13 protein-coding genes and 1 riboswitch are annotated in these 14154 nt (G+C 63.1%); all 13 genes read right to left on the bottom strand.

Annotated features, from left to right (window positions below; all coding sequences use genetic code 11):
- Positions 1–16: 16 nt before the first annotated feature.
- On the bottom strand, positions 17–796 hold the full coding sequence (locus LB553_RS04520) for a hydroxymethylpyrimidine/phosphomethylpyrimidine kinase (protein WP_224511041.1): 780 nt from the start codon (positions 794–796) through the stop codon (positions 17–19).
- The gene (locus tag LB553_RS04515; RefSeq protein ID WP_224511040.1) at positions 787–1392 is read right to left on the bottom strand and encodes a thiamine phosphate synthase; all 606 of its coding nucleotides are present in this window, start codon (positions 1390–1392) and stop codon (positions 787–789) included. The genes LB553_RS04520 and LB553_RS04515 overlap by 10 nt, the downstream gene beginning before the upstream one ends.
- The gene (locus tag LB553_RS04510; protein ID WP_224511039.1) at positions 1389–2162 is read right to left on the bottom strand and encodes a thiazole synthase; all 774 of its coding nucleotides are present in this window, start codon (positions 2160–2162) and stop codon (positions 1389–1391) included. Before LB553_RS04510 ends, LB553_RS04515 begins: the two co-directional genes overlap by 4 nt.
- A 2-nt stretch (positions 2163–2164) precedes the next feature.
- Positions 2165–2362 carry a sulfur carrier protein ThiS gene (thiS, locus tag LB553_RS04505; protein ID WP_224511038.1) on the bottom strand — a complete coding sequence of 66 codons (198 nt, stop codon included), beginning with the start codon at positions 2360–2362 and terminating at the stop codon, positions 2165–2167.
- On the bottom strand, positions 2331–3338 hold the full coding sequence (gene thiO, locus LB553_RS04500; protein ID WP_224511037.1) for a glycine oxidase ThiO: 1008 nt from the start codon (positions 3336–3338) through the stop codon (positions 2331–2333). Before thiO ends, thiS begins: the two co-directional genes overlap by 32 nt.
- Before the next feature lie 3 nt (positions 3339–3341).
- On the bottom strand, positions 3342–5186 hold the full coding sequence (gene thiC, locus LB553_RS04495; RefSeq protein WP_224511036.1) for a phosphomethylpyrimidine synthase ThiC: 1845 nt from the start codon (positions 5184–5186) through the stop codon (positions 3342–3344).
- Positions 5187–5291: 105 nt separating this feature from the next.
- Positions 5292–5407, bottom strand: a riboswitch (TPP riboswitch).
- Between the two features lie 689 nt (positions 5408–6096).
- Positions 6097–6855 carry an FkbM family methyltransferase gene (locus tag LB553_RS04490; protein ID WP_224511034.1) on the bottom strand — a complete coding sequence of 253 codons (759 nt, stop codon included), beginning with the start codon at positions 6853–6855 and terminating at the stop codon, positions 6097–6099.
- Positions 6852–8084 carry a hypothetical protein gene (locus tag LB553_RS04485; protein WP_224511031.1) on the bottom strand — a complete coding sequence of 411 codons (1233 nt, stop codon included), beginning with the start codon at positions 8082–8084 and terminating at the stop codon, positions 6852–6854. Before LB553_RS04485 ends, LB553_RS04490 begins: the two co-directional genes overlap by 4 nt.
- A 13-nt stretch (positions 8085–8097) precedes the next feature.
- Complete coding sequence (locus LB553_RS04480) at positions 8098–9573, bottom strand: aspartate aminotransferase family protein (protein ID WP_412033235.1); 1476 nt, start codon at positions 9571–9573, stop codon at positions 8098–8100.
- Positions 9574–9595: 22 nt separating this feature from the next.
- The gene (locus LB553_RS04475) at positions 9596–10603 is read right to left on the bottom strand and encodes an NAD-dependent epimerase/dehydratase family protein (RefSeq protein ID WP_224511030.1); all 1008 of its coding nucleotides are present in this window, start codon (positions 10601–10603) and stop codon (positions 9596–9598) included.
- Positions 10600–11034: an EamA family transporter gene (locus LB553_RS04470; RefSeq protein ID WP_224511028.1), complete on the bottom strand. Its 435-nt coding sequence runs from the start codon at positions 11032–11034 to the stop codon at positions 10600–10602. The genes LB553_RS04475 and LB553_RS04470 overlap by 4 nt, the downstream gene beginning before the upstream one ends.
- A 121-nt stretch (positions 11035–11155) precedes the next feature.
- Positions 11156–12508 (bottom strand): FAD-binding oxidoreductase, encoded by a 1353-nt coding sequence (locus tag LB553_RS04465; RefSeq protein WP_224511026.1) that lies wholly within the window; start codon positions 12506–12508, stop codon positions 11156–11158.
- On the bottom strand, positions 12508–13941 hold the full coding sequence (locus LB553_RS04460) for a UbiA family prenyltransferase (protein WP_224511025.1): 1434 nt from the start codon (positions 13939–13941) through the stop codon (positions 12508–12510). Before LB553_RS04460 ends, LB553_RS04465 begins: the two co-directional genes overlap by 1 nt.
- Positions 13942–14154 lie beyond the last annotated feature (213 nt).

The following is a 14154-nucleotide window of genomic DNA, read 5'->3' as shown; positions in this document are numbered from 1 at the left end:
CAGGGTGAGGAATTCCTCATGCGCCGGGACTGGCTTCGTGCTGGGTACATCGCAGGAATTCCTCGAAGACGAGCCGCTTGCCTTCGCGCACGCTGTCCTCGAGCTGCTTCGCACCGGCCAGATACGCGGCGATCGCGCTCGCCAGCATGCAGCCGGTCCCGCGCATCGATCCGGCAAGCCTGGGCATATCGAGGCGCACAGGCTCTTGTCCGCCTTCCAACAGGACATCCGTCGATCTGGGCCCCGCTGCATGGCCGCCTTTGATGAGCAGCGCGTGCAGTCCTTCCGCAAGCAATTGCCTTCCCTGCCGCAGCGCATCGTCGTCGTCCGAAGCCAAATCCGATCCGGTCAGCATCGCCATCTCGACAAGATTCGGCGTCATGAGACGGCAAAGCGGCATGAGGTCGCGCTTCAATGCCCCGATCGCCTCCGGTTCCAGCAATTGCCTGCCCGACGAGGAAGCCAGCACCGGGTCGAGAACCGCCGGTATCTGCGGATTTTCGCGCAGCACGGCGGCAACCGCCTCGACAACGCGTGCCGTTGAAAGCATGCCCATCTTTATCGCCAGCACTTTGTTGGCGCGCAGCGCTGCGCGCATCTGATCGGCGACCAGGCCGGGCTGAATATGGCGGACTGCCGTAACGGATTGGTGTGTCTGCACCGTCACCGCGGTAACGGCAAGACAGGTCCGCAGGCCGATCGAGGAGATCGTCTCGATGTCGCGCGCAATCCCGGCGCCCCCGCTGGAATCCGATCCGCCGACAACAAGCACATGCGGGTCCCGGTTCAGCGCCATTGATCCGTCTTTTCGATCCATTCTCTGGTGCGCGCTTCGGGATCGGAATTCAAAGTTATGTCCGTGACCACCGCCGCACTGTCGGCGCCGGCTTCGAAAACACCATCGAGCCGCCCGGGGTTGAGGCCGCCGATAGCGACCAGTGGCAGAGGCGCGATCCGTTCCTTCCATGCTCGGACCCGTTCCAGCCCCTGCGGAGCCCATTTCATCTGCTTCAGGATGGTGGGATAGACTGGGCCGAGCGCAACGTAGTGGGGCTTCGCCGCAACAGCCGTTTCCAGCTCGGCATCGTCGTGGATGCTCAGTCCGAACCTGACGCCGGCGGCCTGTATCGCCCGAAGATCGGCAGTTTGCAGATCCTCCTGACCGAGATGGACGAAGTCGCAACCCTCCTCGATCGCCAGGCGCCAATGATCGTTGATGACAAGCTGGCAATGGTGTCGAGCGCACAAGGCTTTTGCCTTGCGGATCTCCATGCGCAGCCCGTCCTCGTCCATGTCCTTGATGCGGAGCTGCACCAGCCTGACGCCGAGCGGCACCAGTCGCTCGATCCAGGCGGCGCTGTCGACGATCAGGTAGAAGGGATCGAGCTTCATGAGAAAACCGCCCTGCCGATCGTAGGGGTCGACGGCACGGCGACGTCGCGCGGCTCGAGCAGACCCGAACCATACGCTTCGCGGCCGGCATCGACTGCCTTGCTGAAAGCGCGCGCCATTCCGACCGGATCGGCAGCCTTGGCGACCGCCGTGTTGAGGAGCACGGCGTCGAAACCGAGCTCCATCACGGTTGCCGCGTGCGACGGCCGTCCGAGCCCCGCATCGACGATCAACGGAACGTCGGGGAAATGCCCGCGCATCGAGCGCAGCGCCATGATGTTGACCGGTCCCAGCGCCGAACCGATCGGCGCGCACCACGGCATCAGAACCTTGCAGCCCGCCTCAAGCAGCCGCTCGGCGACGACAAGGTCGTCGGTGGTGTAGGGGAACACGATGAAACCGTCCTCGCACAGGATGTGGGCGGCTTCGACCAAGCCGAACACGTCCGGCTGAAGCGTGTCATGGTTGCCGATGACCTCTAGCTTGATCCAGGACGTGCCAAAAACCTCGCGCGCCATCTTCGCGGTCGTGACGGCTTCCTTCACGGAGTGACAGCCGGCGGTGTTGGGCAGGATTCTCACGCCGAGCGAATTGACCAGCGACCAGAATTGTTGGCCGCCCCTGCCGTCAGCCATTTCCCGGCGCAGCGAGACCGTCACCACCGAGGTGCCCGACGCCTTGACCGCTTCGGCCAGTATGGCCGGCGATGGATATTGAGCGGTGCCGAGGAGCAGCCGTGAGGCGAGCTTCGTTCCGAGAAGATCGAACATGGCTAGCCTCCCTGCATGGGCGACAGGATTTCGATCCGGTCGCCATCGGCCAATCGAAACTCCGCCCGGTTGGCCGCGGGCACGACATCGCCGTTGAGCGCGGTGGCCAGCCAGTTGCCCTCATAGTCGAGCTCCTTCAAAAGGGCGTCGAGCGTCGCCGCCCTGGCCTCAAGCGCTTCGCCGTTGACGATCAGCTTCATTTTCAGACTCCAGCTCGGTGGTTGAATTGAAGAGAAGGCCGGCAGCCTGCTCCGCCATGGCGGGTGAAAGCAGGAAACCGTGCCGGTAGAGGCCGTTGACCGTGATCGCGCCATCTTTCCGCCGTTTCACGCGTGGCAGATTGTCGGGATAGGCCGGACGAACGCCCACCCCTGTCTCGACGATTTCGGCCTCACCGAACGCCGGATGAAGTGCGTAGGCCGCGTTGAGGAGCTCCATCAGCGAACGGGCGGTGATCGGTCCGTCATGATAGCTTTCGATCATGGTCGCGCCGACCATGAAGTGATGATCGGCCCGCGGCACGATATAGATCGGATGACGCGGATGAAGGAGACGCACGGGCCGAGCGAGCGAGACCTCGCGCGTGTGGAGGATCAGCATTTCACCACGCACACCGCGCAAATCGTCGTCGGCCCGCGCCATGCCTATGCAATCGATCACCCGATCAAAGCCGGAAGGAGCGATCTCGCCCGCCTCGAAGAGGAAGACGACGCCCATTGCGCGCAATTTTCCGGCCAGCGCTTCGAGAACCCGGCGGGGATCAAGATGAGCTTCGCCCGCAAAGAACAGACCCTTGCGGAACCGGCCGGCAAGGTCGGGTTCAAGGGCCGCAATCGCCTCTTCGTCGACGGACTGGTGGTTACGCGTACGAGCCGCAAAGCGGGCAAGCTCCAGGGCCTCCCGCGCATGGGCGACGACGAGAGTGCCGGCCTTCGTCACGAGCCCGGGCAGTGTCCTTTCCCACCACTCGGCCGAAGTTTTGCCGAGAGTGACAACCGCCTCTTCGGCGCTTTCGCGCTCGCACCAGGGGGCCAGCATGCCGCCGGCAAGCCACGAGGCCTTGCCGCCTATCTGGCTGCGAATTTCGGCAACCGTGACGGACGCACCCCGCGCGGCTAATTCATGGGCGACGGTGAGGCCTGCCACACCGGCGCCTTTGACAAGGACACGGCGCATGACTCAGCGCGCGCCCCGATCATCCTGCGCCGAAGCCTGTTCTTCCACTCCGGGCGTTTCGACCGGCATATAGAGATCGCCGCCGGCGCGGTATTTCTCCGCCATGGCCGCCATCCCCTCCTTTTGCGCTTCCGCGCGAATGTCGTGGGAGATGCGCATGGAGCAGAATTTCGGCCCGCACATCGAGCAGAAATGCGCGACCTTATGCGCCTCCTTGGGCAACGTCTCATCGTGGAACGAGCGCGCCGTCTCGGGATCGAGCGACAGGTTGAACTGGTCTTCCCAGCGGAACTCGAACCGCGCCCGCGACAGCGCGTCGTCTCGGATCTTTGCGGCCGGATGACCCTTGGCAAGGTCTGCGGCATGAGCGGCGATCTTGTAGGTGATCACGCCGGTCTTGACGTCGTTGCGGTCCGGCAAGCCGAGATGTTCCTTCGGCGTGACGTAGCAAAGCATCGCCGTACCGAACCAGCCGATCATGGCGGCGCCGATGCCGGAGGTGATGTGGTCGTAGCCCGGTGCGATGTCCGTGGTCAGCGGCCCGAGCGTGTAGAACGGCGCCTCGCCGCAGACGGCAAGCTGCTTGTCCATGTTCTGCTTGATTTTGTGCATGGGAACATGGCCGGGACCCTCGATCATCACCTGGCAGTCTTTCGCCCAGGCGATTTTGGTCAATTCGCCGAGCGTCTCCAGCTCGGCGAATTGCGCTTTATCGTTGGCATCCGCGATCGAGCCGGGGCGTAGGCCGTCGCCGAGCGAGAAGGAAACGTCATAGGCCCTGGCGATATCGCAGATCTCATCGAAATGCTCATAGAGGAAGCTCTCGCGATGATGGTGCAGGCACCATTTGGCCATGATCGAGCCGCCGCGGGAGACGATGCCGGTGACCCGGTCGACGGTCAGCGGGATGTAATGCAGCCGCACGCCGGCGTGGATGGTGAAATAGTCCACGCCCTGCTCGGCCTGCTCGATCAGCGTGTCGCGATAGACCTCCCAACTCAGATCCTCGGCGATGCCGCCCACCTTCTCGAGCGCCTGGTAGAGCGGCACGGTGCCGATCGGCACCGGCGCGTTGCGTACGATCCATTCGCGGATGTTGTGGATGTTGCGGCCGGTCGAGAGGTCCATCACGGTATCGGCGCCCCAGCGGATCGCCCAGACCATCTTTTCGACCTCTTCGGCCATCGAGGAGGTGACGGCGGAGTTGCCGATATTGGCGTTGATTTTCACCAGAAAATTGCGGCCGATGATCATCGGCTCGCTCTCGGGATGGTTGATGTTGGCGGGGATGATCGCGCGGCCCCGCGCCACCTCGTCGCGCACGAATTCCGGCGTGACGAAGTCCGGTATCGATGCGCCGAACGCTTCCCCATCCTGTTGCAACCTGCTTCGCAGCATCTCGCGGCCAAGGTTCTCGCGGATGGCCACGAATTCCATCTCAGGCGTGATTATGCCGGCGCGCGCATAGGCAAGCTGTGTCACCGCCTTGCCGGCTTTTGCCCGCACCGGACGATTGCGGACTGGAAATTCAGGCGTCAGCCGTTCGCCCGTCGCAAATCCGTTGTCCTCGGGCCTGACGTGGCGGCCGTCATAGGCTTCGACATCGCCGCGCGCGGCGATCCAGTCCTGCCGAAGGCGGGCAAGACCCTTTTCGATATCCGTCTCGATCGCGGGGTCGGTATAGGGGCCTGACGGATCGTAGACCGTCACCGGCGGTTCCCCGGCTGTCGGGTGCACGCTGATCTCGCGCATCGGCGCCCTGATCTGCGGATGGATGATGCCGTTCTTGTGGATTTTTCGCGACGCCGGCAATGGCCCGGTCGATACGGTGGGTGTCAAGGCATTCATTTGAGGCTCCTTTGCTCGTTGCATTGGAGACCCAGTTCTGTGCCGGAAGGATGAAAAGACGCCTTTGCCTGCCTGCTTGAGACAGGTCTATGGGCACCAAGTCCCGCAAAAGCGCTTGCACCGTCCCTACGCCAGTATGAACTGGATCAGGTTCAACGGGTCACTGCGCCGCAAAGCCAGCAGTATCTCAGCCCCTTGCCGGGACTCCCCTGGTGAATGGCTGAAGTTGAGCGAGCCGACGCCGTTTTGTCAAGCACGTCCGGCCCGGGTAGTGGGTCACGCTGGCGTGACTGACAAGCTATGGGGGATCGCGGACATCGTTGCGCTTATCGAAGCGAAAGAAGCAGAGCAGCCGACGGTGCGCGGCTCTTACAAAAAAGGGATCGCATGATGCGCAGGAACATGAGCGGTCCGACCAGCTTATCAAGGTGACACAGGATTTCTGGCCGGGCCGCCCAGTAAGGCCGGGGTTGCCTATCCCAGCCTACCCCGCCCAAGTTCTTCCGAAAGCTGGTCGGGGTCAATTACGCCCCGCCTGAAAAGCCACATGACCTTCATGGCTATCTCTTCGCGCTCATTCTCGCGAACAATTCGATATTTTGCGCAGTAATCGTTGAGAGCTTTTGTGAGGATTGGGAGTTCGTCGGAATCCGCCACCCCGCACGACAACATGCCTGCCTCCCCATATATGGGCGGAAGCATGCCGCTTCCAATGTCCGCCTGCCTCTACCCCGTTGCGGACGACTTGAAAAAGATACACCCGGAAAAAGGTCAGCTTCGAGTCAATTCGATGCGACTGAGGTCGGACGCCCGTCAGGGCTTCTTGAGGAGACGCGCCTCGCGAATGCGCGAATTGGCCCGGAGGGCAATTGGGTTCGATTGCCGTTGCAGCGATTGGTGGTGATGCAGGCTAGGCGAAGGCCCAGATATCTTCGGCCTGGAAGCCGACCTGGTAGCCGGCGGTCTTCAGCTTGACAACGACCTGGCCGATCTCGGCGGCCGGAAGCGCCCCGACCTCGATCTTGATCATGCCGGGGCGGTAGCGCTCAAGGTCGAGCTGGTCGAACACCATCCAGTCGGCGCCTTCGCAGTCGACCAGGAACGCGTCTACGTGGGTGATACCGTTGCGGTCGAGCAGCGTCTGCAAGGTCTCTGACGGCACCTCGATGTCCTTCAGATGCGGCGCGAACCTGTTGAAGTTGGCGTCAACCTCGCCCCAGGCGTTCTTGCCCGACATCAGATTGGTGTCGGTGACCGATGAGCAGCCGATGAACTCGATCGGCAACGTGCCGGCCTCGAGCGCCGCGGCATCGAAGGTATGGACCGTGATCGTGCCCTTGGTCCTTGTCACCGCCACCGGCTCTATGATGAAGCGGCTCGCATCCGGGTAATTGGCGCGCAGCCGCTTCTGATTGTACGGGATCGGCTCGACCAGCATCGCGCGCGCCCCGGGGATGCGGTGCAGCCAGGGCGTCACGTCGTCGAACAGTGCGCCGTCGCAGGCGCCGACATTGACCATCTGGAACGGCCGGTCACCGCCGCCGAAACGTGCCCGGAGCGCCGCCTTGGCCAGGAACTTCGTGCCGTGCAACGCCGGCCCGCGGTCGAGCAGGCCCGCCGGAAGACCGAGCGACAGGAGAACGCGCGCAAAGCTGGACAGCGATCTCATGACTTGTCTCCGGGAATGACCTGCAGCGCAGCACGGCCGCCGCCCTGGCTTGCCGCCGCCCACAGCGCCATCAGCGGCGCGGCCAGCAGCAGGAAGGGCGGCAGAAGATTGGGGAAATAGATGCGGGTGTCGTGGATCGGGAAGACGGCGAATTTCGCCAGCACACCGAGCACCAGCGCCGCCAGCAGGATGCCGGCGCGGCGGTCGAGCCGGAAACCGGCGCGGCTCAAGCTGTACCATCCGGCCAGTGCCAGGACCGATACGCCGACCCAGCTGTTGACGTTGACGGCGCGCACCACCGAGGCGGCGAAGGCCTTGAGATAGGCCGTCAGCGAAAACGGCGGGTCGAACCCGTCCATATTGTAATGCTGCTCAATGCTGGAGAACCAAAGATGCGGCCACCAGCCGGGATGCTGCGCCCAATGCGAAATGGCGAAATAGGCGATGAAGGAGGCCGCGACGCCTGCCAGCGCACCCCATGCCCTCTCGCGGAACACGATAAGCAGCACGGCGAAGATGGCGAGGAAGACGATGTTGTCTGGCCTGGCCATGAATGCGAGGAAGAGCAAGGCCGCCGTAGCCGCCTCGCGCTTGCGCACATAGGCGAAGACACCGCCGAGGAACAGCGCCGAGCACAGAAGGTCCGGCGTCGAGGCCCGCGCCGCATCGCCGAAATCGGCCATGATCAGCAAGGCGCCGACGACCGGCGCCAGCGCCAGCGCGCCTTCCGCGCGCAGCCAGGCGAGCGTGATAGCGCCGAACAGCAGCACGGAAAACACTTGCACCAGCCGCATCGCCTCGACCGGCGAGACGACATGGCTGAGGCTGGACAGGATCTCCGCATAGAGGAACTTGATCCGGTACATGCCGAGCAGCGAATGGAAGTCGGCGGCATTCTGCGCCATATGGCTGCGGAAGCCGGCGCCATCGTCCGTCAGCGTCTTGTATTCACCCGCCGACACGCCAGCCTTCACTGTGCTGTAGGCATAGTCATGCAGCGCCTGGGGGGCCGGATAGGCGCTTTCCTCGGCGATCGCCAGATAAGGCAGCATGTCCCAGTTGGCGTCGGGCATGAACCAGGCGGTCGCGGCGGTCAGCAGGATATAAAGTGAGAAGGCGATCGCCCCGAGCGATGCTGCCCATTTCGCGTAAGCCCCCTCGCCCCACGCCAGGCCCGCACCGGTCAAGCGTTCCAGCGGATTGGTTGAACCGGACGGCCTTGTCAGCATCCTCACCGGCCCCCTATCTACCGACCTGGCTCTTCACGAAATCCTTCACGATCGACACGATGCCGCGCGACAAAAGGCTGTCGAAGGCATCGACGAAGCGGTCGACATGCTCGGGCTGGCAGATCAGCGGCGGCTCCAGCCGGATGACGTTGCGATTGTATTCGGTGAAGGCGACGAGCGCGTCGTAGTCGCGCAGCAGCAGCGAACCGACGAATCCCGACAGCGAGCCCTTCAGCTTGTCGTCGAGCACGCTCACCACCGGGCGCAGCACCATCGGCAAGGTCTGCGAGAAATCATGGAACTCGAGCCCGATCATGAAGCCCTTGCCGCGCACGTCCTTGATGATCTTCGGATACTTCCCCTTCAGCGCCTGCAGCCGCTGCAGAAGGTAGTCGCCGGTCGAGGCGGCGTTGTCGATCAGCCCTTCGTCATAGAGCACGTTGATGCCCTCGATCGCGGTGACGCAGGCCTCGCCCATGCCGCCGAAAGTCGCCATGGCGTGGATCATCGCCGTCTTCGGCGTGCCATAGGCCTTCATGTAAACGTCACGCCTGGCGATCATCGCGCCGACCGCCGCCTTGCCGGCGCCGAGCGACTTCGCCAGCGCCGTCACGTCGGGCACCACGCCGTAATGCTCGAAGGCGTAGAAGCGGCCCGAGCGGCCATAGCCGCACTGCACTTCGTCGGCGACCCACAGCACGCCATATTGGTCGCAAAGCGCGCGCAGCCTCCGCCAGTACTCGGCCTTTGCCTGGATGATGCCGCCGCCGCCCTGGATGGTTTCCAAGACGATGACGCCGATCTCCGGATCGCTTTTGAACAGCCGCTCGACAGCGTCGATGTCGGCGAAGGGAACGCGCACGACATTGTCGGCGACCTTGAAGTCGGCGCGGTAGAGCTGGCCGTCGGTGATCGCCAATACGCCCTTGGTCTTGCCGTGGAAGGAATTCTCGGCATAGACGATTTTCGGCCGCTTCGGGCCGGCGGCGCGCTCGGCGAGCTTCACCGCCGCTTCCATGGCCTCAGAACCCGACGAACCCAGGAACACCATATCGAGATCGCCGGGCGAGCACTTGGCGATGTTGTGCGCAAGCGCCGCCGCATATTGCGACATGAAGGCGATGGCGATCTCCTGGCGCTTCTCCTCCTGGAATTTCTTCCGCGCTTCCAGGATGCGCGGATGGTTATGGCCGAAGGCCAGCGACCCGAAGCCGCCGAAGAAGTCGAGGATCTTGCGGCCGTTCTGGTCGATATAGAACATGCCCTCGGCGCGCTCGATCTTGACCTTGTGGAAGCCGAGCAGCTTCATGAAATGAAGCTGTCCGGGGTTGAGATGCGCCTTAAACAAGTCGGTGATGCGGGCGACATCCATCGCCTTGGCCTGCTCGACGCTGATCAGGTCGGGCTTGGCGATTGCTGCAGGCGAAAGCGCCGGCGCATCGACCAGCGTGCGCGAGCCTGTTTGTTCCGGCTTGGCCATGACGGTCATCTGAAAAATCTCCCTTCGCGCCCTATTCGGCAGGCACATGTCTGGTGGCGACGGCGTGGCCGTCCTTCTTGGCGCGGTATTCGCTGTAGGCGGCGATCAGCATGTCCTCGTCGCGATATTGCGGCACCCAGCCGAGCTGGCGCTCGGCCTTGGATACGTCGAGCACGCATTCCTCGTCGGCGATCAGATACTGCTCCGGATCCATGATCGGCATGTTCAACCAGTCGAGCAGGTCGAGCGTGCGCTTGACCGCCCAACCGGGGGTCGGCAGCAGGAGCGACTTCGAGCCGGCATGGCGGATCAGGTCGCCGAGCAGTTTTTTGACCGGCGGCGGATTGAGCGAGCCGAGATTGTAGGCCTCGTTCGGCACGCCGGCTTTCCAGGCCGCGCGGGCGGCTTCGGCGCAATCGAACACAGAGATGAACTGGTAGGGATTCCGGCCCCAACCGATCATTGGCACCGGCAGGTTCCAGTCGATCAGCTTGAACAGTTTTTCCAGGATCCCGAGGCGACCGGGGCCGATGATCAGGCGCGGCCGAAACAGCGAGATCGACATGCCGCGCTTGCGCCATTCGGCGGCAAGCTCCTCGGTCTTGAGCTTCGACAACCCGTACTCGCCGAGCGGCGAGACGGGATGGTCTTCGGTCATCGGCAGCACCACCGTGTGGCCGTAGATCATGTCGGTCGTATAGTGGACGAGCCTCTGCGCGCCGGCCTTGTCCATCGCCTGGATAATATTCTCGGTGCCGTGGAAGTTCACCGGAAAGAAGAAGTCGTGCCGCTTGGCGCGCACCTGGATGGGCGACAGCATCTTGGCCGACAGATTGTAGACCATGTCGTCGGCCTTGAGCCCGACCGCCGCCACCGAGGCCGGATCGGTGACATCGCAGGTGATGAAGCGCACCGAGCGGTAATGTGGCAGGTCGCTCTTGACGATGTCGGCGACGACGACGGTCTCGCCATCGGCGACGAGCTTGGGCGCAAGGTGACGGCCGACGAAGCCGTCGCCGCCGAAAATCACATGTCTCATCGAACGATCTCGCTTGTGCCGATCTTGTCGGGATTGATGGATACGGTTTGGTCCTCATGCCTCCGCCCACTCTGCGCGATCAGCACCGTGCCGACGCAGATGCAGGCGATGCCGGCAATGCGCCAGCCATTGAGGTCCTCACGGAAGACGAAATAGGCAAAGACCGCCACGGCGACATAGGCGAGGCTGAGGAACGGATAGGCGAAGCTGAGCTCGACTTTGGACAGCACATAAAGATGCGACGCCATCGAGATGACGAAGGTGCACAGGCCGAGGAACACCCAGGGACTGAACACGACCTGCGACAGCTTGACGAACGGATTGACGCCCTCGAAGGAGACCGGCCCCATCGACATCATGCCTTGCTTCAGCATCAGCTGCGCCGCGGCATTGGTCATGACCGTGAAGAGAATGAAGGTTATGTATTTCATTGTTGCCACCCCCGCCCCTTGGGCGGTCCTATTAAAAACCCACAAATATTTCGTGAAGCGTGATATTGTTGAGTAAACCCTGACGTAACGATTTATTTACCGTGATTTATTCGACCTTTATCTATTCGGCGGCTTCAGCGCTCCCTTGTCGGATCTCCAGTCTCTTGGCGGTACGCGCCCAGAAATTTGATATGAACGCCGGGTCGCGAAGCGCCTCCAGCCGTTGCCATTGCGGGAACGACGCGGCGAATGTCTCAGGCCCCATCCGGGCGTCCTTGTAGGGGTTCACCGCCCCGCCCGCGCCAACAGCAATGCGGTCGAGCTCGGCGAGCAGCCGCAACGTCCCTTCGCCCCGGTTGGCGAAATCGAGCGTCAGCGTGTAGCCGGGCCGCGGGAACGACAGCAGCGCCGGCGAGCGGACGTCGCCGAAGCGCTTGAGCACGGTCAGGAACGATCCCTGCCCTGCCCGCCGTGCGGCGTCGAGAAGCACAGGTACGACGCGGCGCGCATTCGCATCCGGCACCACGCTTTGGTGCTGGAAAAGTCCCTGCGGCCCGTAGAGCCGGTTCCAGTCGCGGACCCCGTCAAGCGGAAAGAAGAAGCCCTGATGGCCGGCCTGGTGCGGAGCCTGGGACTTGCCCTTTTTCCAACGGTAGGCCGCGTTGAAGACGGTGAGGAAGGGCCGATTGAGGACGTTGAATGGTGGCTGCACCGGCACGGAAAACCGGCTGCCGGCGCGCGCCGCCGCGTGCGATCCGTGTTCGGCATGGTTGCCGGTGAACAACAGCCCGCGACCGCGCCCGTGGCCGCTGGCAAGCTGATCGATCCAGGCGACGGCATATTCATTGGCCTGGTCGGCAGCCTCGGCAAGATCGAAGAATTCGCCGAGATCGCGAAACCGCGTCACGCTTTCGATGATATCGAGCGATGGCACCCGCATCAGCTTGATCGATGCCGACAGGATCAGCCCCGTCAGCCCCATGCCGCCGATCGTCGCCCCGAACAGTCGGACATTGTCGGTTTGCGAGCAGCGATAGGTCCGGCCGTCGGACCGAAGCAGCGTCAAAGCCTCGACATGGCAGCCGAAGGTGCCTCGCCGATGATGGTTCTTGCCGTGGACGTCATTGGCGATCGCGCCGCCCAGCGTCACGAATTGCGTGCCTGGAACCACGGCCGGAAAGAAGCCGTAGGGCGCGGCATGAGCGATGATATCGCAAAGCAGCGTGCCGGCATCTGCCTCGATCACGCCCGTTTCGGCGTTGAAGGAACGGATGCGGTTGAGCGGCCGCATGTCGACCACCATGCCTGCATCGTTCTGGCAACTGTCGCCATAGGACCGGCCATTGCCGTATCCGAGCAGCGATCCGGTCTTCGCCTCGCCGCGTTTAAGCAAGGCGATCGCCTCGTCCGCCGCGATCGCCTTGCGCGCCGGCGGCGTCGCCAGTCCGAAGCTGCCGAAGCGCTCGTGCCTCATCACCAGCCTCCGGCGACGAGGAAGACCGCGCCGATGACGACGACGATCTGGCTGCGCCAGTCGCGGATGATGAAGACGACCGGGTCGTCATGCATCTCGTCGCGGCGGGCCAGGATCCAGACGCGCATCGTGAGATAAAGCACGATCGGAGCCAGCGGCCATATCAGCCACGGATGCGGATAGAGCTCGCGCACCGCCGGGCTGTCCATATAAAGCGCCAGGACCAGCGCCGACGAGAAAGCCGACGCCATGCCGGCCTGCGCGACGATCTCCTGGTCCTCGGTGCGATAGCCGCGGCCAGCGATGCGCTCGCCGGGCGGGATCGCAGTGGTGCGCAACTCGACGAAGCGCTTCACCAGCGCCAGCGACAGGAAGAAGAAGATCGAGAAGGCAAGCAGCCAGAAGGAGACATCGACACCGGTGGCGGCTGCGCCCGCAAGCACGCGGATCGTGTAGAGGCCCGCAAGCGTCAGCACATCGATCAGAAGCATGCGCTTGAACGACAGCGAATAGGCTGTGGTGACGACCAGATAGCCGGCAAGCACGCCAAGAAATTCGATCGGCAGGAACAAGCCGGCGGCAATGCCGACCGCAAGCAGCGCGACGATCGCGCCGAGACCGAATGGGATCGACAATACGCCGCTGGCGAAAGGCCGGTTGCGTTTTGTCGGATGCTTGCGGTCGAGCGCGAGGTCGAAGAAATCATTGAGGATATAGATGGCGGACGCCACGGCGCTGAAGGAAATGAACGCCAGCAGGCATTCCCAGATCATGTTCGGGTTGAAATATTCGTGCGACAGCACCATCGGCACGGCGATCAGGGCGTTCTTCAGCCACTGATGGATGCGCAGCATCTTGACGTAGGTCCTCAGCGTCGGCGTCGGCGCGAGCATGGCCTCGGCTTGATGCGCCGCCTGCCAGCGCCGGGCGCTGCGGTCGGGCGCCACCACGAGCGCGTTGCGCGCGGCATCGAACACTTTGAGGTCGTGGCGGCTGTTGCCGGCATAGTCGAAGCCTGCATCGCCATAGGCGGCGACAAGTGCCGCGCATTTCCTGCCGGAGGTCATGTTGTGCGGACCGTCGGTCGCCAGCACATGATCGAAAATGCCGAGATGCGCCGCGATCGCTTCCGCGAACTTGCGCGGCGTTCCCGTCGCCAGCACGATCTTGCGGCTCTCCCGGTGCTCGGCGCACAGCCGGTCGAGCAGATCCCGACGGTAAGGCAGCGAGGCCGGGTCAATGTCGACGCGGCTGGCGATTTCCTGCTTCAGCCGGGCCGGGCCGCCGATCAACCAAAACGGCAGGAGAAAGACATAGAGCGGATTCTTCTTGAGGAGGATGAACAGGCCTTCCCACAGAAGGTCGGTTGCGATCAGCGTACCGTCGAGATCGACCGCAAGCGGAATTGCGTTCCTGTCCGACCTCGCGTCCATTGCCCTGCCCCGATCGAGCGCAGAATCCCGAAACTCCGATCTCGGAAGGGAACCATGCGCCAACTCAACCCACGCCGTGTGCCGGCGTCCTCGGGGCAGATATAGCCGGAGATGACGCAGCGAACGTTAAAACGTCCGGTTGCAATGCATTGTCATGCCGGTTTTTCGGCGTCGTCGTTAAGCGACAGCTACCGGAAACGATAAAAGGCCGGA

It is taken from the genome of Mesorhizobium sp. CA8 (assembly GCF_020164955.1).
In the GTDB taxonomy this organism is placed as follows: domain Bacteria; phylum Pseudomonadota; class Alphaproteobacteria; order Rhizobiales; family Rhizobiaceae; genus Mesorhizobium.
The sequence above is the reverse complement of the archived record's forward strand: the minus strand, read 5'-3'. Positions and strand labels throughout refer to the sequence as shown.

Bases quoted from the DNA above. Each gene is read 5' to 3' on its own strand.
- thiS (WP_224511038.1), bottom strand. From the start codon at position 2,362: ATGAAGCTGATCGTCAACGGCGAAGCGCTTGAGGCCAGGGCGGCGACG.
- LB553_RS04515 (WP_224511040.1), bottom strand. From the start codon at position 1,392: ATGAAGCTCGATCCCTTCTACCTGATCGTCGACAGCGCCGCCTGGATC.
- LB553_RS04510 (WP_224511039.1), bottom strand. From the start codon at position 2,162: ATGTTCGATCTTCTCGGAACGAAGCTCGCCTCACGGCTGCTCCTCGGC.
- LB553_RS04475 (WP_224511030.1), bottom strand. From the start codon at position 10,603: ATGAGACATGTGATTTTCGGCGGCGACGGCTTCGTCGGCCGTCACCTT.
- LB553_RS04470 (WP_224511028.1), bottom strand. From the start codon at position 11,034: ATGAAATACATAACCTTCATTCTCTTCACGGTCATGACCAATGCCGCG.
- LB553_RS04460 (WP_224511025.1), bottom strand. From the start codon at position 13,941: ATGGACGCGAGGTCGGACAGGAACGCAATTCCGCTTGCGGTCGATCTC.
- LB553_RS04485 (WP_224511031.1), bottom strand. From the start codon at position 8,084: ATGCTGACAAGGCCGTCCGGTTCAACCAATCCGCTGGAACGCTTGACC.
- LB553_RS04490 (WP_224511034.1), bottom strand. From the start codon at position 6,855: ATGAGATCGCTGTCCAGCTTTGCGCGCGTTCTCCTGTCGCTCGGTCTT.
- thiO (WP_224511037.1), bottom strand. From the start codon at position 3,338: ATGCGCCGTGTCCTTGTCAAAGGCGCCGGTGTGGCAGGCCTCACCGTC.
- LB553_RS04480 (WP_412033235.1), bottom strand. From the start codon at position 9,573: ATGACCGTCATGGCCAAGCCGGAACAAACAGGCTCGCGCACGCTGGTC.
- LB553_RS04520 (WP_224511041.1), bottom strand. From the start codon at position 796: ATGGCGCTGAACCGGGACCCGCATGTGCTTGTTGTCGGCGGATCGGAT.
- LB553_RS04465 (WP_224511026.1), bottom strand. From the start codon at position 12,508: ATGAGGCACGAGCGCTTCGGCAGCTTCGGACTGGCGACGCCGCCGGCG.
- thiC (WP_224511036.1), bottom strand. From the start codon at position 5,186: ATGAATGCCTTGACACCCACCGTATCGACCGGGCCATTGCCGGCGTCG.